Below are 23,861 nucleotides of genomic sequence, written 5' to 3' on the forward strand. Positions count from 1 at the left end.
GCCCGAGAGGTTACCGCAGGCGCCCCCGCCGCTCCGGGCGCAACACCGCCTCCCCGAGGGGCTCAGCCGAGCGCGCGCGGGTGCGCCAGCGCGTAGACCTCGCGGAGGGAGTCCGGCGTCACGTGGGTGTAGATCTGCGTCGTCGTCACGGAGGCGTGGCCGAGCAGTTCCTGGACCACGCGGACGTCGGCGCCGCCCTGGAGCAGGTGCGTGGCGAACGAGTGCCGCAGGGTGTGGGGCGACACCTCGTCGGCGCCCGCGATGCCCGAGCGGCGCGCCGCCTGCCGCAGGACCGCCCACGCGCTCTGCCGGCTCAGCCGAGCCCCGCGGGTGTTGAGGAAGACGGCCGGGTTGCCCCGGCCGGCGGCTGCGAGCACGGGCCGGGCGCGGACCAGGTAGGCGTCGACGGCGGCGCACGCGAACGAACCCACGGGGACGACCCGCTCCTTGCTCCCCTTGCCGAGCAGTCGGGCCGACGCGCGGTCCGGGTCCAGGTCCAGGTCGTCCACGTCGAGCCCGACGACCTCGCTGATCCGGGCCCCGGTCGAGTAGCAGAGCTCCAGGAGGGCGCGGTCGCGCAGCGGCACGGGCCCCTCCCCCTGGCCGGCGGCCTCGAGCAGGGCGGCGACGTCCTCGACGCTCATCGCCCTCGGCAGCCGCCGGGGCTGCGTGGGCGGCTTCACGCCCGCGGACGGGTCGTCGGCGGCCAGCCCCTCGACCGCGACGAACCGGTGCCAGCCGTGCACGGCAGCCACGACGCGGGCGGTCGACGACGCCGCGAGGGGCCGCCCGTCCGAGCCACTGCGCAGCGCCGTCACGAACGCCCGCACGTCGCCCTCCCCCACGCTCGACGCGCTCTCGTGGCCGCGGGCGGTCAGGAACGCGGCGTACCGGTCCAGGTCCCGGCGGTAGGCGGCCAGCGTGTTGCGCGCCAGACCCCGCTCCACGGCGAGGTGGTCCAGGTAGCGCTGCACGGCCAGCGCCAGGGCGGGCGACACCGACCCGGCGTCACCGGTCGCGGCCGTGGCCGCGCCGTCGCGCGTCGGGCCGCTGCCGGGTGGCATCAGAGCGGCAGGAAGGGGTCCACCGCGACAGCGGCGAACACGACCGTCAGGTACGTGATCGACCCGTGGAACACGCCCATCTCGCCGAGCTTGCGGCCCGCGACCGGGCGCCGCGCCCGCCGCAGCAGCGCGACGACCGACCAGCAGAACCACGCACCGGCGGCCCCGGCCACGACGGTGTAGACCCACGACATCGGGGCCAGCGGCACCAGAGCGAGCGAGGCCGCGACCATCGCCACGGAGTAGGCGACCATCTCGACCGAGACGCGCAGGTCGCTGGCCACGACCGGCAGCATCGGGACGCCCGCCGCGGCGTAGTCGCGCCGGAACTTCATGGACAGCGGCCAGTAGTGCGGGGGCGTCCAGAAGAAGATGACGAGGAAGAGCGCCACCGGTGCCCAGTCGAGCGTGCCCGTGACCGCCGCCCAGCCGATGAAGACGGGCATGCAGCCGGCGATCCCGCCCCACACGATGTTCTGCGGGGTCCGCCGCTTGAGCAGCATCGTGTAGCCGACGACGTACAGCAGGATCGCCGCGGCCGTGAGCAGCGCCGACGCCACGTTGACGAACACCCAGAAGTACGCGACGGAGACGACGCCGAGCACGATGCCGAACACGAGCGCCGCGCGCGGCGTCACCTCGCCCGTGACCAGCGGGCGCCGCCGCGTCCGGTTCATGACCGCGTCGATGTCGCGGTCGAGGTACATGTTCAGCGTGTTCGCCGAGCCGGCCGCGACGGTGCCGCCGAGCAGCGTGCCGAGGATCAGCCACAGCGACGGGAAGCCGCCGCCCACGCGCTGCTGCGCGAGGAGCATGGTGGGCAGCGTCGTCACGAGGAGCAGCTCGATGATCCGCGGCTTCGTGAGCGCGACGTACGCCGCGAGCCGACGCACCGTCGCCGAGGTACCGGCCGACGCGTGGCCGCGGCCTGCGGGCGCGCTCACGTCGGCCTGCGCCGGGCTGGCAGTGCGCACGACGGCGGGCTCCGTTCTGCTGGGTTCCTCGACCATGGTAAGGCCCCAGGCCCTACGTCCTATGCCCACCGGCCCGGCGGCGCGACGCACCCGTCCACCACGCGGCGCGCGCGCCGGTCCCAGGGCTACGCCGCTAGGCTCGCTGCAGCAGGCCGACGGTCCGGTTCGAGCGCCCAGACCGCCGGCCGGCCCGACGGCATCGGCACGGGTCCACGGGACCGACGTGCCGCGCCCCACCCCACGACCCGGACCAGCGTCCGGGCAGGAATGAGGAGCTGTGAACTCGACGCCCACGACCGGCCTCGACTGGACCGACCTCGACCGCCGCGCGGTCGACACCCTGCGCGTGCTCGCGGCCGACGCCGTGCAGAAGGTCGGCAACGGCCACCCCGGCACCGCGATGAGCCTCGCCCCCGCGGCGTACCTGCTCTTCCAGCGCTACCTGCGCCACGACCCCACGGACCCGAACTGGGCGGGTCGGGACCGGTTCGTGCTCTCCGCCGGGCACTCGTCGCTCACCCTGTACCTGCAGCTGTTCGCGTCCGGCTACCCGCTGTCGCTCGACGACCTCAAGGCGCTGCGCACGTGGGGGTCGAAGACGCCGGGTCACCCGGAGTACAAGCACACCGAGGGCGTCGAGATCACCACCGGGCCGCTGGGCCAGGGCCTGGCCTCCGCCGTCGGCATGGCGATGGCCGCGCGTCGCGAGCGGGGTCTCTTCGACCCCGACGCCGCGCCGGGCACCAGCCCGTTCGACCACACCATCTGGGTGATCGCCGGTGACGGCGACCTCCAGGAGGGCGTGACCTCCGAGGCCTCGTCGATCGCCGGTCACCAGGAGCTCGGCAACCTCGTCGTGATCTACGACGACAACCACATCTCGATCGAGGACGACACCGACGTCGCGTTCAGCGAGGACGTGCTCGCCCGCTACGCCGCGTACGGCTGGCACACCCAGCGCGTCGACTGGACCAACGGCGGCACCGGCTACACCGAGGACGTGCACGCGCTCGGCGCGGCGCTCGAGGCCGCCCGCGCGGAGACCGGTCGCCCGTCGATCATCTCCCTGCGCACCATCATCGGCTGGCCGTCGCCGACCAAGCAGGGCACCGGCGGCATCCACGGCTCCGCGCTCGGCGACGCCGAGGTGCGGGCGCTCAAGGAGACCGTGGGCTTCGACCCCGACGAGACGTTCCACGTCGACGACGAGGTCCTCGCGCACGCGCGGCGCGTGTCGGCGCGCGGCACCGAGGCGCACGCCGAGTGGGACCACGCGTTCGCGCAGTGGCGCACCGCGCAGCCGGAGCGCGCCGAGCTCTTCGACCGGCTGGCGGCGCGTCGGCTGCCGAACGGCTGGACGCAGGCGCTGCCCGTGTTCCCGGCCGGCAAGGGCGTGGCGACGCGCTCCGCGTCGGGCAAGGTGCTCTCCGCGCTCGCGCCCGTGCTGCCCGAGCTGTGGGGCGGCTCCGCGGACCTCGCCGGCTCCAACAACACGACGATGGACGGCGAGCCCTCGTTCCTCCCCGCCCACCGCAGCACGCGGTCGTTCCAGGGCACGCCGTACGGACGGACGCTGCACTTCGGCATCCGTGAGCACGCGATGGGCTCGATCCTCAACGGCATCGCGCTGCACGGCGGCACCCGGCCCTACGGCGGCACGTTCCTGGTCTTCAGCGACTACATGCGCCCGGCCGTGCGGCTCGCGGCGCTGATGCAGCTGCCGGTGACCTTCGTCTGGACGCACGACTCGATCGGCCTCGGGGAGGACGGCCCGACGCACCAGCCGATCGAGCACCTGGCGGCCCTGCGCGCCATCCCGGGCCTCGACGTCGTCCGCCCGGCCGACGCGAACGAGACCGCCTGGGCGTGGCGCACGATCCTCGAGCGCACCGACCACCCGGCCGGCCTCATCCTCACCCGCCAGAACGTGCCGACGGTCGAGCGCGGCGACGGCCCCGCGACGGGCGACACGCTCGCCGCCGCGGACGGCGTCGCGCGCGGCGCCTACGTCCTGGCCGAGGCCGCCTCCGGCTCCCCCGACGTGATCCTGCTGGCGACCGGCTCCGAGGTGCAGATCGCCCTCGCGGCGCGCGAGCAGCTCGCGGCGGCCGGTGTGGGCGCCCGCGTGGTCTCGGTCCCGTGCCGCGAGTGGTTCGACGAGCAGGACGCGGCTTACCGTGAGTCGGTGCTCCCGTCCTCCGTCCGCGCGCGCGTCTCCGTCGAGGCTGCCGTGGCACAGGGCTGGCGGGACCTGGTCGGCGACGCCGGCCGCTGCATCTCGCTCGAGCACTTCGGCGCGTCGGCCGACTACGAGCGGCTCTACACCGAGTTCGGCATCACGTCGGAGGCGGTCGTGGCCGCTGCTCAGGCGTCGCTGGCCGACATCGCCGCCGGCACCGTCACCCCCGGCGGTCCGGCCCGCAGCACCGAGGGTGGCACCGGCGACATGTGACACCCCCACTGACGACGCCCGGCCGTCACCCGACGGCGGCCGGGCCCCGACAGCGAGGAGGACGCGCATGACCGAGTTCGACGACCGCACCGCCCCCGAGTCAGAGGGCGGTGCGCTCCCCGCGCCGCTGCGTGCGCTCCGCGAGGCCGGCGTCGCCATCTGGCTCGACGACCTGTCCCGCGAGCTGCTCCGCTCCGGCGGGCTCGCCCGGCTGGCGACCGAGCGCGGCGTCGTCGGGGTGACCAGCAACCCGACGATCTTCGCCTCGGCCCTCGCCAAGGGCGACGCCTACCGGTCCCAGCTCGCCGAGCTGGCGGCTGCGGGGGCCGGGGTCGACGACGCCGCACTCAGGCTCATGACCGACGACGTCCGCGAGGCCTGTGACCTGTTCGCCGGGCTGCACCGCGCGAGCGACCGGCTCGACGGCCGCGTCTCGCTCGAGGTGGCGCCGGACCTCGCGCGCGACACGGCGGGCACCGTGGCGATGGCGCGGCAGCTCTGGACGACCGTCGACCGCCCCAACCTGTACATCAAGATCCCGGCCACCGTCGAGGGGCTGCCGGCCATCGCGGAGGCGACGGCCCAGGGCATCAACGTCAACGTGACGCTGATCTTCTCGCTCGCCCGGTACCGGGGTGTGCTCGACGCCTACACCGACGGCCTCGAGCGCGCGCTGGCCGCCGGCCGCGACCTGACGACGATCGACTCGGTCGCGTCGTTCTTCGTGTCGCGGGTGGACACCGCGGTCGACGCGCGGCTCGACGCGATCGGCTCGCCCGAGGCCGCGGACCTGCGGGGACGCGCCGCCATCGCCAACGCGCGCCTCGCCTACGCACTCTTCGAGGAGTACACGGCGGGCGAGCGCTGGCAGGCACTGGCCGCCGCCGGAGCCCGCGTCCAACGACCTTTGTGGGCCTCCACCGGCGTCAAGGACAAGGCGTACGCGGACACGCGGTACGTGGACGAGCTCGTCGCGCCGGGTGTCGTGAACACGATGCCCGGGAGCACGCTCGAGGCGGTCGCCGACCACGGTCACGTCACGGGGGACACCGTGACGGCCGCCTACGACGACGCGCGGGAGGCCCTCGCGCGCCTCGCCGCCCTCGGCGTGGACCTCGACGAGGTCACGGACGAGCTCGAACAGCAGGGCGTCGAGAAGTTCGAGGCGAGCTGGTCCGAGCTCATCGGCTCGGTCCGCGACGGCCTGCGCGGGGCGACGGCGTGACCCCCAGCAGCGGCGGCCGCCCCAACCCGCTGCGCGACGCCCGGGACCGGCGCCTGCCGCGCATCGCCGGCCCGTGCGGTCTGGTCATCTTCGGCGTCACGGGCGACCTGGCGCGCCGCAAGCTCATGCCGGCCGTCTACGACCTCGCGAACCGCGGTCTGCTCCCGCCGGGCTTCGCCCTCACCGGCTTCGCCCGACGGGACTGGGAGGACCAGGACTTCGCCCAGGTCGTGCACGACGCCGTCAAGGAGAACGCCCGGACGCCGTTCCGGGAGGCGGTCTGGCAGCAGCTCGCCGAGGGCATCCGGTTCGTCCAGGGCGAGTTCGACGACGACGAGGCGTTCGACCGCCTGAGCAGGACCGTGGCTGACCTCGACGCCGAGCGCGGGACGGGCGGCAACCACGCGTTCTACCTCTCGGTCCCGCCCCGTGCCTTCCCGCTGGTCTGCCGCCAGCTCGCCCGGTCCGGGCTCTCCGAGCAGCCCGACGGCGCGTGGCGCCGCGTCGTCGTCGAGAAGCCGTTCGGCCACGACCTGGCCAGCGCGCGGGAGCTGAACGACGTCGTGTCCACGGTCTTCACCCCGGAGTCGGTGTTCCGCATCGACCACTACCTGGGGAAGGAGACGGTGCAGAACATGCTGGCGCTGCGGTTCGCCAACCAGCTGTTCGAGCCGATCTGGAACGCCAACTACGTCGACCACGTGCAGATCACGATGGCCGAGGACATCGGCATCGGCGGGCGCGCGGGCTACTACGACGGCATCGGGGCCGCGCGCGACGTCATCCAGAACCACCTCCTGCAGCTGCTGGCGATCACCGCCATGGAGGAGCCGGTCTCGTTCGGTGCGGACGACCTCCGGGCCGAGAAGGAGAAGGTGCTCTCGGCCGTCCGGCTGCCCAAGGACCTCGCGGCGCACACCGCCCGTGGTCAGTACGCGGCCGGCTGGCAGGGCGGCGAGGAGGTGGTCGGGTACCTCGAGGAGCAGGGCATCGCCCCGGACTCGATCACGGAGACCTACGCCGCCATCCGGCTCGACATCGACACCCGCCGGTGGGCCGGCGTGCCGTTCTACCTGCGGACCGGCAAGCGGCTGGGGCGTCGGGTCACCGAGGTCGCCGTGGTCTTCAAGAAGGCCCCGCACCTGCCGTTCGAGTCCACCGCGACCACCGAGCTCGGCAACAACGCCCTGGTGATCCGGGTGCAGCCGGACGAGGGCGTGACCATCCGGTTCGGGGAGAAGGTGCCGGGGACCTCGATGGAGGTCCGCGACGTCACCATGGACTTCGGCTACGGCCACGCCTTCACCGAGTCCTCCCCGGAGGCGTACGAGCGGCTCATCCTCGACGTGCTGCTCGGCGACCCGCCGCTCTTCCCCCGCCACCGGGAGGTCGAGCTGTCCTGGATGATCCTCGACCCCATCACGGAGTTCTGGGCGACCCAGGGCCAGCCGGAGTCCTACCGGTCGGGCACCTGGGGACCCGCCTCCGCCGACCTCATGCTGGCCCGCGACGGTCGCGCGTGGCGGCGGCCGTGAGCACCCGCACCCGGACCCTCGGAGGTGCCCGATGATCGTCGACCTGCCCGACACCACGACCGCCGAGGTCGCGCGCCGACTCGTCCACCTGCGCGAGGAGGGCGGCGCCGTCGCGCTGGGACGGGTCCTGACGCTCGTCATCGACGCCCACGCCACGGACGTCGAGGACGCCGTCGCCGTCACCAACGACGTCAGCCGCGAGCACCCGATGCGGGTCATCGTGCTGGCGCGGCACAGCGGCGCCGCCGCCGCGCGGCTCGACGCCCAGATTCGCGTCGGCGGCGACGCGGGGGCGAGCGAGGTCGTGCTGCTCACCGCGTCCGGGGAGATGCTCGAGCACAGCGACACGCTCGTCATGCCGCTTCTGCTGCCCGACGCGCCGATCGTCGCGTGGTGGCCCCGGGAGATCCCCGAGCGTCCTGCCATGCACCCCATCGGTCAGATGGCCCAGCGCCGGATCACCGACTCGGTCGCCTGCGCCGACCCGATCGGCACGCTGCGGCGCCTGCGCAACGGCTACACCGCGGGCGACACCGACCTCGCGTGGACCCGCCTGACGGTCTGGCGCGGGCTCCTCGCCGCGGCCCTCGACCTGCCACCCGACGAGCCGGTCACCTCCGCGGTCGTCGCGGGCGACGAGCGGCACCCGTCGATGTGGCTCCTCGGTGCCTGGCTGGCCGAGGCGCTGGACTGCCCCGTCGAGGTGGTGGCCGTGGAGGGCGCCGCCGGCATCACCCACGTGGTGCTCGAGCGGGCGTCGGGCCCGGTCCGGATCGACCGTCCAGACGGCCGGCGCGCCACGCTCGTGCACCCCGGACAACCGGAGCGGCACCTGGCCATGCCGCTGCGGGAGCTGCGCGAGTGCCTCTCGGAGGACCTGCGCCGCATGGACGCCGACGAGGTCTACGGCGAGGTCCTGGGCTCCGGCCTGGCCCGGGTGCTCCCGTGACGGCGCCCCTGGTGGTCGTCCACCCGGACGCCGAGACGCTCGCCGTCGGCACCGCCGCCCGCCTGCTCCTGCGCCTGATGGACGCCCAGTCCCTGCACCGGCCCGTCCATGTCGGCCTCACGGGCGGCGGCATGGGCGCCCGCGTGCTCGCCGCGGTCGCGGCCTCGCCGCTGCGCGACGCCGTCGACTGGACCGGGGTGCACGTGTGGTGGGGGGACGAGCGGTTCCTGCCCGCCGGAGACCCGGAGCGCAACGAGACGCAGGCCCGCGCGGCCCTGCTGGACGGGCTGGCGTTGCCGCCGGAGAACGTGCACGCCGCGCCCCCGCTCGGCCCTCACCTCACCTCACCGCACGACGCCGCCGTCGCCTACGCCGCCGAGCTCGCGCGCTACGCCGCGGACGGCGACGACGCCGGACCGCCGGTGCCCGTCTTCGACGTGCTGCTGCTCGGCGTCGGCCCCGACGGGCACGTGGCCTCGCTGTTCCCCGGACAGGCCACGCTCGGCGTCGTCGACCGCACCACGGTTGGCGTCACCGACTCCCCCAAGCCGCCGCCGGAACGCGTGAGCCTCACGCTGCCGGCCATCGAGGCCGCCCAGGAGGTGTGGCTGGTGGTCGCCGGCGCGGACAAGGCCGAGGCGGTGCGACGGGCGCTCGCCGGCGCCGACCCAGCCGAGATCCCCGCTGCCGCGGTGCGCGGCCGTACCAGGACCCTCTGGCTTCTCGACGTCGCGGCCGCGTCGTGACGTCGGACGGCGTCACCGACCCGCCTCCCTGGGTGCTCGTCGACCGGTGGCTCGATGGCGTGCTGCCCGCCCCCGACGCCGTCGTCGCAGCCCAGCGCACGGCCGACGGCGCCGGGCTGCCTCCGATCGCCGTCTCGACGCAGCAGGGCAGGCTCCTCGCGCTCCTCGCCGCCAGCATCGGTGCCCGACGGGCTCTGGAGGTCGGCACGCTGGCCGGTGTGAGCGCGGTGTGGCTGGCCCGCGCCCTGCGCGGTCCCGACCCCGTGCTGACCACGTTCGAGCTCTCAGAGCACCACGCGGCCGTCGCGCGTGAGAACCTCGCCGCCGCGGGCCTGACGGACGTGGTGGAGGTGCGCGTCGGGCCCGCTCTCGAGGGACTGGCGCGCCTGGCCGCCGAGCGGCCCGAGCCGTACGACCTCGCCTTCATCGACGCGGACAAGCCCGGCAACACCGCCTACCTGCACGCCGCGCTGGCGCTCCTGCGGCCCGGCGGCCTGGTCGTCGTGGACAACGTGGTGCGCGGGGGCACCGTCCTCGACCCGGGTGCCGACGCCGCCGCTCGCGGCTCCCGCGCGGTCATCGAGGCGGTCGCCGCGCACGACCGGCTCACCGCGACCGTCGTGCAGACGGTCGGCTCCAAGGGCTACGACGGAATGCTTGTCGCCCGCCTGGACGTCTGACGCCTCGGCGTCACCGCGGCGCACCGTGGTGCGCGCGGCGCCGGACGCCGAAGGGCCGGCACCTCGTCGGTGCCGGCCCTTCAGGGTCGTCTCAGCTGCCGCGCCGGGTCAGCCGCCGCGCCGCGCGCGCAAGGCGGCGAGCGCCTCGTCGAGGATGGCCGCGCCGTCCTCGTCGCTGCGGCGCTCCTTCACGTACGCGAGGTGCGTCTTGTAGGGCTCGTTGCGCACGGGCTCCGGCGGCGCGTCCTTGTCGCGCCCGGCCGGGAAGCCGCATCGCGGGCAGTCCCAGTTCTCGGGCACCTCGACGCCGGCCTCCTCCGAGAAGCTCGGGCGCGTCTCGTGCCCGTTGGCGCACCAGTAGGACACCCAGAACCGCGGCGCCGAGTCACCCCGCTCGGCCTCGCCCATCGGGCCCGCGCCGACGCGCGAGCCCCGGATCGCACTACCACTCGCCATGCTGCGCCGTCCTCAGCTGACCCGCTGGAGCAGGCCCAGCAGGATGATCATCAGGGTCCACACGAGGGCCAGGCCCACGGTGAGCCGGTTCAGGTTGCGCTCGGCGACGCCGGAGCTGCCTGCCGTGCTCGAGATGCCGCCGCCGAACATGTCCGAGAGGCCGCCGCCGCGCCCCTTGTGGAGCAGCACGAGCAGCACCACGAGGACGCTGGTGATCACCAGCAGGACTTGCAGGACAATGCGCAGTGCGTCCACGAAGAGTTCCTTCGTCAGTGGGTGAGGGCGCCGAGGGCGCCGGTGTGGCGGCTGGTCAAGGATAGGCGACGCGACGCCGATCCCGAAGTCCCACGCCCGGCCGGCCGAACGGATGACCGGGCGTGGGGACTTCGGCTCGACGTGCGACGTCGGGCGAGGACGTCAGCCGACGTTGTGCGACTGGTACCGCACGATCTTCGCGAACTCCTCGGCGTCGAGGCTGGCCCCGCCGACGAGCGCGCCGTCGACGTCAGGCTTCGCCATGATCGCCGCGATGTTGCCGGACTTCACCGAGCCGCCATAGAGCACGCGGACGGCGTCGGCGATCTCCGGGGTGAACATCTCGCGGAGCTTGCCCCGGATGGCCTCGCAGACCTCCTGCGCGTCCTCCGGCGTGGCGACCTCACCCGTGCCGATGGCCCACACCGGCTCGTAGGCGACGACGACCTGGGCCGCCTGCTCGGCGGTCAGGCCGGCGAGCGAGCCCTCGACCTGGGCGAGCGTGTACTCGACCTGACGGCCCTCCTTGCGGATGTCCAGGCCCTCGCCGACGCACACGATCGGGACGATGCCCTGACCGAACGCGGACCGCGCCTTGGCGGCGACGAGCGCGTCGTCCTCGCCGTGGTACTGACGCCGCTCGGAGTGGCCGACGACGACGTAGCGGCAGCCGAGCTTGGCGAGCATCACCGGCGAGATCTCACCGGTGTACGCGCCGTCGGTGTGCGCCGAGACGTCCTGCGCGCCGTAGCCGAGCTCGAGCTTGTCGGCGTCGACGAGCGTCTGCACCGAGCGCAGGTCCGTGAAGGGCACCATCACGGCGACCTCGACGGCCGCGTAGTCGTGCTTGGCGTCCTTGAGGGTCCAGGCGAGCTTCTGGACGAGATGGGTGGCCTGGTGGTGGTCCAGGTTCATCTTCCAGTTGCCCGCCATCAGGGGCGTGCGTGCAGCTGCCACGGGGTCAGTCCTCCAGAACCGCGATGCCGGGGAGGGTCTTGCCCTCGAGGAGCTCGAGGCTCGCCCCGCCACCGGTCGAGATGTGGCCGAAGCCCGCCTCGTCGAAGCCGAGCTTGCGCACGGCCGCGGCGGAGTCGCCACCGCCCACGATCGAGAAGCCCTCGGAGTCCACCAGGGCCTGCGCCACGGCGCGGGTGCCCTCGGCGAAGGCCGGGAACTCGAAGACGCCCATCGGGCCGTTCCAGGCGATCGTCTTCGCGGACAGGATCGCCTCGCGGAAGAGCTCGCCCGACTTCGGGCCGATGTCGAGGCCCATCTTGTCGGCGGGGATCGCGTCGGCGGCGACGACCTCGTGGGCGGCGTCGGCGGCGAACGCGTCGGCGGCGACGATGTCGACCGGCAGGAGGATCTCCACGCCCTTGGCCGCAGCGGTCTCGAGGTAGCCCTTCACCGTGTCGACCTGGTCGGCCTCGAGCAGCGAGGTGCCGACCTCGTAGCCCTTGGCGGCAAGGAACGTGAAGACCATGCCGCCGCCGATGAGCAGCTTGTCGGCCTTCTCGATGAGGTTCGCGATCACGCCGAGCTTGTCGGAGACCTTGGAGCCGCCGAGCACGACGACGTAGGGACGCTCGGGGTTCTCGGTCGCCTTGCGCAGCGACTCGACCTCGAGCTGGACCAGGTAGCCGGCCGCGTGCGGCAGCTTCAGCGCGACGTCGTACACGGACGCCTGCTTGCGGTGGACCACGCCGAAGCCGTCCGAGACGAAGGCGTCGGCGAACGCCACGAGCTCGTCGGCGAGCTCGCCACGCACCGCGTCGTCCTTCGAGGTCTCGCGAGCGTCGAAGCGGATGTTCTCGAGCAGCGCGATCTGGCCGTCCTCGAGCGCGGCGACGGTGGCCTTGGCCGAGTCGCCGACGACGTCCTCGGCGAGGGCGACGGGCTGGCCGAGGAGCTCGCCGAGGCGGGCCGCGACCGGCGCGAGCGAGTACTTCGCGTCCGGCTCGCCCTTCGGGCGGCCGAGGTGCGCGGTCACGATGACGCGGGCACCGCCGTCGAGCAGGGCCTTGAGCGTCGGCAGGGCGGCGCGGATGCGGCCGTCGTCCGTGATCGTCGTGCCGTCGAGCGGCACGTTGAAGTCGGAGCGGACGAGCACGTGCTTGCCGCGCAGGTCGCCGAGGTCGGCGATCGTCTTCATGCTTCCTCCATGGAGGTCGGGGGGGTGCTGCGGGTCGGTGGGGTGCGCGTGGGGGCGCACCGGGCGCACCAGGCGCCCGACACGACTGCGTCCGCGTGCCCGTCCCTCGCGGGGCGCGCACGCGGACGCATGTCGGTCAGCTAGCTGACGGTCAGAGCCGCTCGGCCACGTACGAGGTGAGCTTCACGAGCGCGCAGGAGTAGCCGTACTCGTTGTCGTACCACGAGACGACCTTGACCTGGTCGCCGATGACCTTGGTGAGGCCGGCGTCGAAGATGCTCGCGGCCGGGTCGCCGACGATGTCGGTCGAGACGATCGGCTCGTCCACGTACTTCAGGACGCCCTTGAGCGGGCCCTCGGCCGCAGCCTTGATCGCGGCGTTGACCTCCTCGACCGTGACCTCGCGGGCAGCGGTGAAGGTGAGGTCGGTCGCGGAGCCGGTGGGCGTCGGCACGCGCATGGCGTAGCCGTCGAGCTTGCCCTTGAGGCCCGGCAGGACGAGCGAGACGGCCTTGGCCGCACCGGTCGAGGTCGGGACCATGTTGAGGGCGGCGGCGCGCGCACGGCGGAGGTCCTTGTGGGGGCCGTCCTGCAGGTTCTGGTCCTGCGTGTACGCGTGGATGGTGGTCATGAGGCCGCGGACGATGCCGAACGACTCGTCGAGCACCTTCGCCATCGGGGCGAGGCAGTTCGTGGTGCACGAGGCGTTCGAGATGATGTTGTGCGTGGCCGGGTCGTAGTCGGTGTGGTTCACGCCGACGACGAAGGTCGCGTCCTCGTTCTTCGCCGGGGCGGAGATGATGACCTTCTTGGCACCGGCCTGGATGTGCGCGGCGGCCTTGGTGGCGTCCGTGAACCGGCCCGTGGACTCGATGACGATGTCGACGCCGAGCTCGCCCCAGGGGAGCTTGGTCGGGTCGGTCTCGGCGAGGGCACGCATGCGCTTGCCGCCGACGGTGATCGACTCCTCGTCGTAGGAGACCTCGCCCGCGATCCGGCCGAAGACGGAGTCGTACTTGAGCAGGTGGGCCAGCGTCTTGTTGTCGGTCAGGTCGTTGACCGCGACGACCTCGAAGTCCGCGCCCTGCTCGAGGGCGGCGCGGTAGAAGGAACGTCCGATGCGGCCGAAGCCGTTGATTCCGACGCGGATGGTCACAATGCCCTCCTCGGGCGCGCCGGTGTCGCCGGCACGCGTGATGTGATCACTAACGGATGCGTACACCGCTGTACGCGCGCCTGGCAGGACCGCGATTCTCGGTCCCCAGATGCCCCCAGGCTACACAAGGCCAGCTGCCGGTTCTGCAGGACGTTTGGCCAGCACAGAGCCGTTTCAGTGACTGGTACAAAGCCGCCCGCGCGCCGTCGTGCACGCCTCGATCCTGCCGCGGGGAGCGGTCAGACGTCGAGCATGTCCGGCGTCAGGCTCGCCTCGGTGTCCGCGATGCCGAGCTCCTCGGCACGCTTGTCCGCGGTGGCCAGGAGCCGCCGGATACGGCCGGCGACGGCGTCCTTCGTCAGGGGCGGGTCGGCCAGCTGCCCGAGCTCCTCGAGCGAGGCCTGCTTGTGCTCCAGACGCAGCCGGCCCGCCTCGCGCAGGTGCTCGGGGACGTCCTCGCCGAGGATCTCGAAGGCCCGCTCGACGCGCGCTCCGGCCGCGACCGCGGCGCGTGCCGACCGGCGCAGGTTCGCGTCGTCGAAGTTCGCCAGGCGGTTGGCCGTGCCACGGACCTCGCGGCGCATGCGCCGCTCCTCCCAGACCAGCACCGCGTCGTGCGCACCGAGCCGCGTGAGCATCGCACCGATGCCGTCGCCGTCGCGGATGACGACCCGGTCCACCCCGCGGACCTCGCGTGCCTTCGCCGGGATCCCGAGGCGGCGGGCGGCGCCGACCAGTGCGAGGGCCGCCTCCGGTCCGGGGCACGTGACCTCCAGGGCCGCCGAACGCCCGGGCTCCGTCAGCGAGCCGTGGGCCAGGAAGGCCCCGCGCCAGGCCGCCTCGGCCTCCCCGACCCCGCCGGAGACCACCTGCGAGGGCAGGCCGCGCACCGGACGCCCGCGCCCGTCGAGCAGCCCCGTCTGACGGGCGAGCGACTCGCCGTCCTTGACGACGCGCACGACGTACCGCGTGCCGCGGCGGATGCCGCCACCGCTCACCACGACGACGTCGCTCGTGTGCCCGTAGACCTGCGAGATGAACTGGCGCAGGCGGCGCGCGGCGGCCCCCGTGTCGAGCTCGGCCTCGATCACGATCCGGCCCGAGATGATGTGCAGCCCGCCGGCGAAGCGCAGCATCGCTGCCACCTCTGCCTTGCGCCACGACGTCCGTTCCACGGGGAGGGCGGCGAGCTCGTCCTTCACCTGTGCCGTCAGCGCCATGGCGCTCATCCTGCCATCACCGCGGACCGACATCTCCCAGCGTTCCCTCGAAGGCGTCCCGGAAGGCGGCCGCGAGACGGAGCGCGTCGTGCCGCGCGGTGCCGTCCCCCACCCGCACCTGGCGAAGCAGCAGCTGCCCCCCGAGCGCCTCCACCTGCGCGTGCATCCGGTCCAGGTCCTCCACCGCCGACGGATCGGCGACGACGACGTCGAACCGCAGGTCAGGGGCGTGCTCGGCGAGGGCGTCGAGATGCTGGTGGCACGTCATCCCGGCGCCAGGGCCGCTGTCCGGGAACAGGTTGAGCGTGAGGCAGCGGCGCGCCGACGAGCGCCGGAGCGCGTCGACGATCGAGGGCACGAGCAGGTGCGGCAGCACCGAGGTGAACCAGGAACCCGGCCCCAGAACCACCCAGTCGGCGGCATCGAGAGCGGCGAGCACGTCGGCCGGCACGGGCGGGTCCGCGGGCGTCAGGCGCACGTGGCACACCTCGCCGGGCGCCGCCGCGACCGCGCTCTGGCCCCGGACGACGTGCACGGCGTCGTCCCCGGGACTACGGATGTCCGCCTCGATCGCGACCGGGACCGACGCCATCGGGAGGACCCGGCCGCGTGCGCCGAGGAGCCGTCCGATCCAGTCCAGCCCGGACACCGGGTCCCCGAGGAGCTCCCACAGCGCGACGATGAGGAGGTTCCCCACCGCGTGCTGGTTCATGGAGCCCTCGGAGTGGAACCGGTGCTGCATCACGTCCCGCCACAGACGACCCCACTCCGAGTCGTCGCACAGGGCCGACAGCGCCATCCGCAGGTCCCCCGGCGGCAGGACGTCCATCTCCTCGCGCAGCCGCCCGGAGGATCCGCCGTCGTCCGCCACCGTGACGACGGCGGTGAGCCGGTCCGACATCAGGCGCAGCGCGGACAGGCTGGCCGACAGGCCGTGCCCGCCCCCGAAGGCGACGACCGCAGGACCGCTACCGCTCGAACGTTCCATCCCTCACTCCCGACCGAGGTCGCGGTGCGTGACGGCGACCCGATGCCCGCGCCCGCGCAGCTCGCCGGCCAGCGCCTCCGCCAGCGCCACGGAGCGGTGCTTCCCGCCGGTGCAGCCGATGGCGATGGTCACGTAGCGCTTGTCCTCCTGCAGGTAGCCGTCGAGCACCGGGTCCAGCGCGTCGGCGTAGCGCGCCACGAACTCGGTGGCCCGCGGCAGCCCCAGCACGTAGTCGCGGACCGGCTCGTCACGCCCGGTCAGGTGGCGCAGCTCGCTGATCCAGTACGGGTTCGCGAGGAAGCGGACGTCGACCACGTGGTCGGCGTCGAGCGGCAGCCCGTACTTGAACCCGAACGACACGACGTGCACGCGCAGGCCGTCCTCGTCGCCGCTCACGGCGGCGCGCACCTCGCGCGCGAGGTCGTGCACCGTCAGGTCAGAGGTGTCGAGGACGACGTCGGCGCGCGACTTGACCTCCGCGAGGAGGGCGCGCTCCTCGGCGATGCCGTCGAGGATGCGCCCGTCGCCCTGGAGCGGGTGCGGGCGCCGCACGGCCTCGAAGCGCTGGACCAGGACGGCGTCGCTCGCCTCGAGGAACAGGATGCGGTGCGCGATGCCCGCCTCCTGGAGGGAGTCGATGACGTTGACCAGGTCGGCGAAGAACTCCCGGCCACGGACGTCCACCACGGCGGCCAGCCGGTGGACACCGCCCGGGCCGGTCGAGAGCATGCCGGCGAGCTGGGTGAGGAGCTGGGCGGGCAGGTTGTCGACGACGTACCAGTCGAGGTCTTCGAGCACGGCGGCGGCCTTGGTGCGTCCGGCCCCGGACATGCCGGTGATCACGAGGAGCTCGGGCTGCTCGCGCCGCCGGACCCGGCCGGAGACCTCGAGCGACGAGATGCCTGTCGGCACAGTCGTGGCCGGCGGTTCGTTCCCGTGCTGGCCCGTCATGGCTCCAGCATGCCAAACGTCTCAGCCGGTCACGGCAGGACCGGCCCCGATCAGCGCGTCGTGCACCGCCTGGGCCGTGCGCTGACCCATCCCCCGGACCGCCGCGATCTCCTCCACGGAGGCGGCCCGGAGCCGCCCCACCGTGCCGAAGTGCGCCAGCAGCGCCGCGCGTCGGGCCGGACCGAGGCCCGGGACGTCGTCGAGGACCGACACCGTCATGCCCTTGCTCCGGCGGGCACGGTGGTGCTTGATGGCGAAGCGGTGCGCCTCGTCGCGCACGCGCTGCATGAGGTACAGGCCCTCGGAACCGCGCGGCAGGATGAGCGGGTACTCCTCCCCCGGGAGCCAGACCTCCTCGAGGCGCTTGGCCAGCCCGCAGAGGGCCACGTCGACGACGCCGAGCTCCGCCAGCGCCCGGGCCGCGGCCGCGACCTGCGGCGGCCCGCCGTCGACGACGACGAGGTTGGGCGGGTAGGCGAACCGCCGCCGGGACTCGGACTCCGCCGGACCCTCGTCCGCCGGGTCCGCCGCGGCCGCCGCGATCTCGCCGGAGGCCTGCGCAGCGTTCGCCTCCAGGTCCGCCTGGTAGCGCCGGAACCGGCGCGTCAGCACCTCGTGGATCGCCTCGGTGTCGTCCCGGGCCCCGCTCCCGTCGGCGCCGCGGACCCCGAAGGTCCGGTACTCCGACGTCCGGGGCAGGCCGTCCTCGAACACGACCATCGAGCCCACCTGGTGCGTGCCCTGGGTCGTCGAGATGTCGTAGCACTCGATCCGCAGTGGCGCCTCGGCCAGCCCGAGCGCCTCCTGCAGCTCGCGCAACGCCTGGCTCCGCGTGGTGAGGTCACCGGCCCGGCGCGTGCGGTGCAGCGCCAGCGCCTGCACCGCGTTCGTGCGCAGCGTGTCCGCGAGCGCCTTCTTGTCGCCCCGTTGGGGAACCCGAACGTGCACCCGCGCCCCGCGCAGCTCGCTCAGCCAGTCCTCGACCTGGGCGAGGTCGGCCGGCAGGACCGGGACGAGGACCTCCCGTGGCACCGCCCGATGACGTTCGGCCGCCCGCTCGGGGCGGCGCGCGCCGCCCGACGCGCGGTCCTGCGGCGTGGGCAGCGCGCCGGCGCCCTCGCCGTAGACCTGCAGCAGGAGCTGCTCCACGAGCTCGGCGTCGGTGAGGTCCTCGACCTTCTCCACCACCCAGCCGCGCTGGCCACGGATCCGGCCACCGCGGACGTGGAAGACCTGGACGGCGGCCTCGAGGTCGTCACCCGCCAGCGCGAACACGTCCGCGTCCGTGCCGTCCGCCAGCACGACCGCGTTCTTCTCCGTCGCCCGCTGCAGCGCCCCGATGTCGTCGCGGAGCTTCGCCGCGCGCTCGTACTCCAGGTTCGCCGCCGCCTCACGCATCGACGCCTCGAGGCGCCGCACGTACCGGCCGGTCTCCCCCGCCATGAAGTCGCAGAAGTCCTCGGCGAGCGCCCGGTGCTCCTCGACCGACACCCGCCCGACGCACGGTGCCGAGCACTTGTCGATGTAGCCCAGCAGGCAGGGCCGCCCCGTCTGCGCCGCCCGCTTGAAGACCCCCGACGAGCACGTCCGCACCGGGAAGACGCGCAGGAGCAGGTCGACGGTCTCCCGGATCGCCCAGGCGTGGCCGTACGGACCGAAGTAGCGGGTGCCGGGGCGCTTCGCGCCGCGCATCACCTGGACCCGGGGCACCTCGTCACCCATGGTGACGGCGAGGTACGGGTACGACTTGTCGTCGCGGTACTTCACGTTGAAGCGGGGGTCGAACTCCTTGATCCAGGAGTACTCGAGGGCCAACGCCTCGACCTCCGTGCCCACCACCGTCCACTCGACCGACGCCGCGGTCGTCACCATCATCTGGGTGCGCGGGTGCAGCGCAGCGACGTCCTGGAAGTACGAGCTCAGCCGCGAGCGCAGGCTCTTCGCCTTGCCCACGTAGATGACCCGCCCGTGCTCGTCGCGGAAGCGGTACACGCCGGGGGTGTCCGGGATCTGCCCCGGCGCCGGCCGATAGGTCGCTGGATCCGCCACCGGACCAGGCTAGATGACGCCACCGACCACCGGCCGAGGCCGCCTGGCGGTCGCCCTGCGGCGCGGCCGCGTCCCGCCACGACCGTCCCGGGTGGCCCGGCTACCGTGAGGCATGGGCATCCTGCACACGTACGAGGCGGCACTGAGGTGGACCGGCGCACAGGGCACCGGGACGACGGGCTACGCGGCGTACAGCCGCGACCACGAGGTCACCTTCGACGGCAAGCCCCCGCTGGCCGGATCCGCGGACCCCGCGTTCCGCGGCGACCCGTCGCGCTACACGCCCGAGGAGCTCCTCGTCGCCGCCCTCGCCCAGTGCCACATGCTCTGGTTCCTGCACCTCGCCTCGACCGCCGGCGTGGTCGTGGTCGGGTACACGGACTCCGCGCAGGGCCGGATGCGGGTCGAGGCGGCCGGCCATGGCCAGTTCATCGACGTGGTGCTCCGACCGTCGGTGACCCTGGCCGCTGCCGAGCGCGCAGACGGGAGCGCCGTCACCGACCAGGACCTGGCCGCGCTGCACGCGGCCGCCCGCGAGCACTGCTTCATCGCTCGGTCCGTCAACTTCCCCGTGCGCCACGATCCGGCACCGCTGCGCGTCCTCGGGGCGGCTGCCGACGAGTGAAGCGGCCGTCGACCGCCTGACCTGCCTGGACCGTCTGAACGGCCTCGACCGCTGACGGGCCTCAGGCGCTGACTCTCCGGGGCTGCTCCTCGAGGTCGAGGACCTCCCGCAGGAAGCGCCCGGTGTGGCTGGCCTCCACCTGGGCCACCTCCTCGGGCGTGCCCTCCGCGACGACGGTCCCGCCGCCCGTGCCGCCCTCGGGTCCCAGGTCGATGATCCAGTCGGCGTTCTTGATGACGTCGAGGTTGTGCTCGATCACGATGACCGTGTTGCCCTTGTCGACGAGCGACTGCAGGACGCCGAGCAGCCGGCGGATGTCCTCGAAGTGCAGGCCCGTCGTGGGCTCGTCCAGGACGTAGGCAGTGCGGCCCGTCGAGCGCTTCTGCAGCTCGCTGGCGAGCTTCACGCGCTGTGCCTCGCCGCCGGACAGGGTCGGCGCCGGCTGCCCCAGCCGCACGTAGCCGAGGCCGACGTCGACCAGCGTCTTCAGGTGCCGCGCAATGGCCGGGACGGCGCTGAAGAACTCGGCCGCCTCCTCGATCGGCATGTCGAGGACCTCGGCCACCGTACGGCCCTTGAAGTGCACCTCGAGCGTCTCGCGGTTGTACCGCGCGCCGTGGCACACCTCGCACGGCACGTAGACGTCGGGGAGGAAGTTCATCTCGATCTTGATGGTCCCGTCACCGGAGCACGCCTCGCAGCGACCGCCCTTGACGTTGAACGAGAACCGGCCCGGGGTGTAGCCCCGCACCTTCGCCTCCGTCGTCTGCGCGAAGAGCTTGCGGACGTGGTCCCAGACGCCGGTGTAGGTCGCCGGGTTCGACCGCGGGGTGCGGCCGATCGGCCCCTGGTCGACGTGCACGACCTTGTCCAGGTGCTCGAGACCTGTGACGCGGGTGTGGTGACCGGGCACCTGGCGGGCGCGGTTGAGCTCGTTCGCCAGGACGGGGTACAGGATCCCGTTGACGAGCGAGGACTTGCCGGAGCCGGAGACACCCGTGACCGCCACGAGGTTCCCGACGGGGAACTCCACATCGATCCCGCGCAGGTTGTGCTCGCGCGCACCGACGACCGTCAGCACACGCGAGGGGTCCAGCGGCCGACGCACGGCCGGCGTCGGGATCTCGCGGCGACCCGACAGATAGGCACCCGTGACGGACTCGGGCGAGCGCAGCAGGCCCTCGAGGTCACCGGAGTGCACCACCCGCCCGCCGTGCTCCCCCGCACCCGGACCGATGTCGACGATCCAGTCAGCGGTCCGGATGGTGTCCTCGTCGTGCTCGACGACGATCAGCGTGTTCCCCAGGTCCCGGAGCCGCGTCAGCGTGTCGATCAGGCGCCGGTTGTCCCGCTGGTGCAGCCCGATGCTCGGCTCGTCGAGCACGTACAGCACGCCCACGAGACCGGAACCGATCTGCGTGGCCAGCCGGATGCGCTGCGCCTCACCGCCGGACAGCGTCCCCGCCGCGCGTTCGAGCGAGAGGTAGTCGAGCCCGACGTCGAGGAGGAACCCGAGCCTCGCCTGGATCTCCTTGAGCACCTGGACGGCGATCACGCGCTCGCGCTCGCCGAGCTCGAGGCGGTCGAGGAAGTCGCGCGCCTCGCGCAGCGGCAGGCGGCAGAGCTCGGCGATCGACAGGCCGCCGACCCGCACAGCCAGCACCTCGGGCTTGAGTCGCTGCCCGTCGCACAACGGGCAGGGCACCTCACGCATGTACGCCTCGTACCGGTCCTTCGACCAGTCCGACTCGGTCTCTGCGTGGCGCCGCTCGATGAACGAGATCACGCCCTCGAACCCCGTGGAGTACTGCCGCTCGCGGCCCCACCGGTTCCGGTACTTGACGTGCACCTTGTGGTTCTGGCCGTACAGGACGGCCTGCCGAGCGCGTTCCGGCAGCGCACGCCAGGGCACGTCCATCGAGAAGCTGAGCTCCTCGGCCAGCGCCGACAGCACGCGCACGAAGTACTCCGACGACGTCCCCGCCCACGGTGCGACGGCGCCGTCGGCGAGCGTCGCGTCCTCGTCGGGGATGACGAGCTCCGGGTCCACCTCGAGACGGCTCCCGATCCCGGTGCACTCCGGGCAGGCACCGTACGGGGCGTTGAACGAGAAGGTGCGCGGCTCGATCTCGTCGAGCGCGAGCTCATGGTCGTTCGGGCACGCCCGGAACTCCGAGAACCGCCGCTCGCGGCCGGGGTCGTCGGCATCGGCGTCGACGAGCTCCACCACGACGCGACCCCCCGCGAGCTGCAGGGCAGTCTCCACGGAGTCGGTCAGACGCCGCTGGACGCCGTCGCGCGCCACGAGTCGGTCGACGACCACCTCGATGGAGTGCTTGAGCTTCTTCTCCAGCGTCGGTGCCTCGGTGAGCGCGACCACCTCGCCGTCGACCCGCGCGCGGGCGAAGCCCTTCCCCTGCAGCTCCCGGAACAGGTCCGAGTACTCGCCCTTGCGTCCGCGGACCACCGGCGCCAGCACCTGGAAGCGCGTCCCGTCGGGCAGCTCGAGCAGCCGGTCGACGATCTGCTGCGGCGTCTGACGGCTGACCTGCTCGCCGCACACCGGGCAGAACTGCGTCCCTGCGCGCGCGTAGAGCAACCGGAGGTAGTCGTAGACCTCCGTGATGGTCCCCACCGTCGACCGCGGGTTCCGGTTCGTCGACTTCTGGTCGATGGACACGGCAGGCGACAGGCCCTCGATGAAGTCGACGTCGGGCTTGTCCATCTGGCCCAGGAACTGCCGCGCGTACGACGACAGGCTCTCGACGTAGCGTCGCTGGCCCTCGGCGAAGATGGTGTCGAACGCCAGTGACGACTTGCCCGAGCCCGACAGGCCGGTGAAGACGATGAGGCTGTCGCGCGGAAGATCGAGGTCCACGTTCCGCAGGTTGTGCTCACGCGCTCCCTGGATGCGCAGACGGTCGTTCACGGCGCCATGGTAGGCATGCACACCGACATCATACAGACGTTCGAAGCACGGCGACCCACCCGTCAGCCCTCTGCCCCCCGGCCGCGCCCGTTGCCCGGACGCTCGCGAGGGCCGTCGTCACCGCGAGGGCCGCCGCCGGGTCCGTCGCGCCCCGGGCCGGTGTCGGGCTTCCCGCCGCCCGGGCCACCCGCGCGCCCACGCGGCTCGTCACCCCCCTGCCGCTCACCTGCGGCCGGTTCCGGCGCGACCGCCGGAGCGCTGGCAGGAGCTGCCCGGTCGGAACGGCGGGCCACCCGGACGTCCCCGCCGTCCGCCGTCGGCGTCGGGGGCGACGGCCAGAGGGCGACACCACCCACCGCGCCGGCCGCCAGGACGAGGCCGGCCGCCAGCACCCGCGTCCCGCGCCGGTCGAGCCCGAGCGGTCCACGGCCGGCCGCGCGACGCGGCCGCAGGGCGGGGGCCTCAGCCTCCGCGACCGGGATCGCCGGGAGGCGGGCCGTCAGCTCCATCGTGGGTTCCTCGCGCGCCACCAGCTCCGCGAGGCGACCGGCGGCCGCCGCCATCGTCGGCCGGGCGTCGTCGTCCCGCCGCGTCATCTCGGTCAGCAGGGCGACCCACGTCGACCCGAGCTCCGCCGGGACGACGGGGTCCGTCGTCACCCGGGCGGCGGCCACCTCCGCCACGGTCCCGGCGAACGCCTTGCGTCCTGTCAGGCACTCGAGCAGCACCAGGCCCAGGGCGTACACGTCGGTCGCCGGGCCGACGGCGCCGCCCACCGCCTGCTCCGGGCTCAGGTAGCTCGCGGTGCCCAGGGTCATGCCCGTGACCGTCAGCCGCGCCGCGTCGACCAGGCGCGCGATGCCGAAGTCCGCCACCTTGACCGTCGGCACCGTGGCCGCCCCGTGGCCCCACCCGGCCTCGGCGAGCAGGATGTTCGCCGGTTTCACGTCCCGGTGGACGATTCCCGCCTCGTGGACCGCGGCGAGGGCGCCGGCGAGCTGTGCCCCGACGGCGGCGACGGTGGCCGGGGGCAGCGGCCCGCCGTCCAGGACCTCGGCGAGGGTCGGTCCGGGCACGAGCTCCATCACGAGGAACGAGCGCTCGAGGTGCGCCAGGCGCCCGGCGCCCCGATCCCCCGCCACACCCGCGTCGAGCAGCCGGACCAGCCCGGGGTGGTTCAGACGCGCCAGCACGGCGATCTCGGCCTGCTGCCGCTCGAGGTCCTCCGGTGCGCCCGTCGCAGGGAACAGCTTGACGGCGACGTCCCGGGCCAGGACCTCGTCCCGAGCACGGTGCACGGTCGCCATCCCGCCGGCACCGATCACCTCGCCGAGCCGGTACCGGGAGTCGAGAAGGACCCCCGGGACGACCGCGGACGCGGACACAGGGCCTCCTCGAGCGACGACGGCGGACCTGTCGACGGTAGGTCGCGGGGACGCGACCCGCACGTCGGGA

General features: G+C 73.4%; 20 protein-coding genes. 7 read left to right on the forward strand and 13 right to left on the reverse strand.

The features are described 5' to 3' along the window. Nucleotides 1–62 precede the first annotated feature (62 nt). Together xerD and AFE02nite_RS03775 are read right to left on the reverse strand one after the other, a co-directional pair. Nucleotides 63–1,064 (reverse strand): site-specific tyrosine recombinase XerD, encoded by a 1,002-nt coding sequence (xerD, locus tag AFE02nite_RS03770; protein WP_146819096.1) that lies wholly within the window; start codon nt 1,062–1,064, stop codon nt 63–65. After that, nucleotides 1,064–2,074: a heme o synthase gene (locus tag AFE02nite_RS03775; RefSeq protein ID WP_146819097.1), complete on the reverse strand. Its 1,011-nt coding sequence runs from the start codon at nt 2,072–2,074 to the stop codon at nt 1,064–1,066. Before AFE02nite_RS03775 ends, xerD begins: the two co-directional genes overlap by 1 nt. A gap of 241 nt (nt 2,075–2,315) precedes the next feature. Between AFE02nite_RS03775 and tkt the strand changes: the two genes are divergently transcribed. The 6 genes from tkt (at nt 2,316) to AFE02nite_RS03805 (ending at nt 9,625) form a co-directional block, all read left to right on the forward strand. Further along, nucleotides 2,316–4,490, forward strand: coding sequence for a transketolase (gene tkt, locus AFE02nite_RS03780; protein WP_034242997.1), 2,175 nt, complete (start codon nt 2,316–2,318; stop codon nt 4,488–4,490). A 67-nt stretch (nt 4,491–4,557) separates the two neighbouring features. Beyond that, the gene (gene tal / locus AFE02nite_RS03785; RefSeq protein WP_052113323.1) at nt 4,558–5,715 is read left to right on the forward strand and encodes a transaldolase; all 1,158 of its coding nucleotides are present in this window, start codon (nt 4,558–4,560) and stop codon (nt 5,713–5,715) included. After that, on the forward strand, nt 5,712–7,250 hold the full coding sequence (gene zwf, locus AFE02nite_RS03790; RefSeq protein WP_034242995.1) for a glucose-6-phosphate dehydrogenase: 1,539 nt from the start codon (nt 5,712–5,714) through the stop codon (nt 7,248–7,250). Before tal ends, zwf begins: the two co-directional genes overlap by 4 nt. A gap of 31 nt (nt 7,251–7,281) precedes the next feature. Further along, nucleotides 7,282–8,199: a glucose-6-phosphate dehydrogenase assembly protein OpcA gene (locus AFE02nite_RS03795; RefSeq protein ID WP_034242994.1), complete on the forward strand. Its 918-nt coding sequence runs from the start codon at nt 7,282–7,284 to the stop codon at nt 8,197–8,199. Continuing rightward, nucleotides 8,196–8,945, forward strand: coding sequence for a 6-phosphogluconolactonase (gene pgl, locus AFE02nite_RS03800; protein ID WP_034242993.1), 750 nt, complete (start codon nt 8,196–8,198; stop codon nt 8,943–8,945). The genes AFE02nite_RS03795 and pgl overlap by 4 nt, the downstream gene beginning before the upstream one ends. Continuing rightward, nucleotides 8,942–9,625, forward strand: coding sequence for an O-methyltransferase (locus AFE02nite_RS03805; protein ID WP_034242991.1), 684 nt, complete (start codon nt 8,942–8,944; stop codon nt 9,623–9,625). Before pgl ends, AFE02nite_RS03805 begins: the two co-directional genes overlap by 4 nt. 108 nt (nt 9,626–9,733) lie before the next feature. Here AFE02nite_RS03805 and AFE02nite_RS03810 read toward each other — a convergent pair whose 3' ends face one another. The 9 genes from AFE02nite_RS03810 to uvrC form a co-directional block, all read right to left on the reverse strand. Next, a complete protein-coding gene (locus tag AFE02nite_RS03810) occupies nt 9,734–10,081 on the reverse strand; it encodes an RNA polymerase-binding protein RbpA (RefSeq protein WP_034242989.1) in 348 nt (115 codons plus the stop codon). 12 nt (nt 10,082–10,093) lie between these two features. Beyond that, entirely contained in the window at nt 10,094–10,336 is a 243-nt protein-coding gene (gene secG / locus AFE02nite_RS03815; RefSeq protein WP_034242987.1) for a preprotein translocase subunit SecG, read from the reverse strand. Between the two features lie 162 nt (nt 10,337–10,498). Further along, nucleotides 10,499–11,293, reverse strand: coding sequence for a triose-phosphate isomerase (gene tpiA, locus AFE02nite_RS03820; RefSeq protein WP_146819098.1), 795 nt, complete (start codon nt 11,291–11,293; stop codon nt 10,499–10,501). 4 nt (nt 11,294–11,297) lie between these two features. Continuing rightward, nucleotides 11,298–12,488, reverse strand: coding sequence for a phosphoglycerate kinase (locus AFE02nite_RS03825; protein WP_034242984.1), 1,191 nt, complete (start codon nt 12,486–12,488; stop codon nt 11,298–11,300). A 151-nt stretch (nt 12,489–12,639) separates the two neighbouring features. Further along, entirely contained in the window at nt 12,640–13,644 is a 1,005-nt protein-coding gene (gene gap / locus AFE02nite_RS03830) for a type I glyceraldehyde-3-phosphate dehydrogenase (RefSeq protein ID WP_034242981.1), read from the reverse strand. A 239-nt stretch (nt 13,645–13,883) separates the two neighbouring features. Continuing rightward, nucleotides 13,884–14,864 (reverse strand): DNA-binding protein WhiA, encoded by a 981-nt coding sequence (gene whiA, locus AFE02nite_RS03835; RefSeq protein ID WP_034242979.1) that lies wholly within the window; start codon nt 14,862–14,864, stop codon nt 13,884–13,886. A 16-nt stretch (nt 14,865–14,880) separates the two neighbouring features. Continuing rightward, nucleotides 14,881–15,852, reverse strand: a complete 972-nt coding sequence (locus tag AFE02nite_RS03840; RefSeq protein ID WP_034242977.1) for a gluconeogenesis factor YvcK family protein — start codon at nt 15,850–15,852, stop codon at nt 14,881–14,883. A gap of 3 nt (nt 15,853–15,855) precedes the next feature. Then, nucleotides 15,856–16,803 carry an RNase adapter RapZ gene (gene rapZ / locus AFE02nite_RS03845; protein WP_034242976.1) on the reverse strand — a complete coding sequence of 316 codons (948 nt, stop codon included), beginning with the start codon at nt 16,801–16,803 and terminating at the stop codon, nt 15,856–15,858. A 21-nt stretch (nt 16,804–16,824) separates the two neighbouring features. Next, entirely contained in the window at nt 16,825–18,852 is a 2,028-nt protein-coding gene (uvrC, locus tag AFE02nite_RS03850) for an excinuclease ABC subunit UvrC (protein WP_034242974.1), read from the reverse strand. A gap of 112 nt (nt 18,853–18,964) precedes the next feature. Here uvrC and AFE02nite_RS03855 point away from each other — a divergent pair, with 112 nt between their 5' ends. Then, complete coding sequence (locus AFE02nite_RS03855) at nt 18,965–19,477, forward strand: OsmC family protein (protein WP_034242972.1); 513 nt, start codon at nt 18,965–18,967, stop codon at nt 19,475–19,477. A 61-nt stretch (nt 19,478–19,538) separates the two neighbouring features. Here AFE02nite_RS03855 and uvrA read toward each other — a convergent pair whose 3' ends face one another. Both uvrA and AFE02nite_RS03865 read right to left on the reverse strand, forming a co-directional pair. Continuing rightward, nucleotides 19,539–22,406: an excinuclease ABC subunit UvrA gene (uvrA, locus tag AFE02nite_RS03860; protein ID WP_034242969.1), complete on the reverse strand. Its 2,868-nt coding sequence runs from the start codon at nt 22,404–22,406 to the stop codon at nt 19,539–19,541. A gap of 62 nt (nt 22,407–22,468) precedes the next feature. Further along, nucleotides 22,469–23,791: a serine/threonine-protein kinase gene (locus tag AFE02nite_RS03865; protein WP_146819099.1), complete on the reverse strand. Its 1,323-nt coding sequence runs from the start codon at nt 23,789–23,791 to the stop codon at nt 22,469–22,471. Between the last annotated feature and the right edge of the window lie 70 nt (nt 23,792–23,861).

Source organism: Actinotalea fermentans, assembly GCF_007991475.1.
Taxonomy (GTDB): Bacteria; Actinomycetota; Actinomycetes; order Actinomycetales; family Cellulomonadaceae; genus Actinotalea; species Actinotalea fermentans.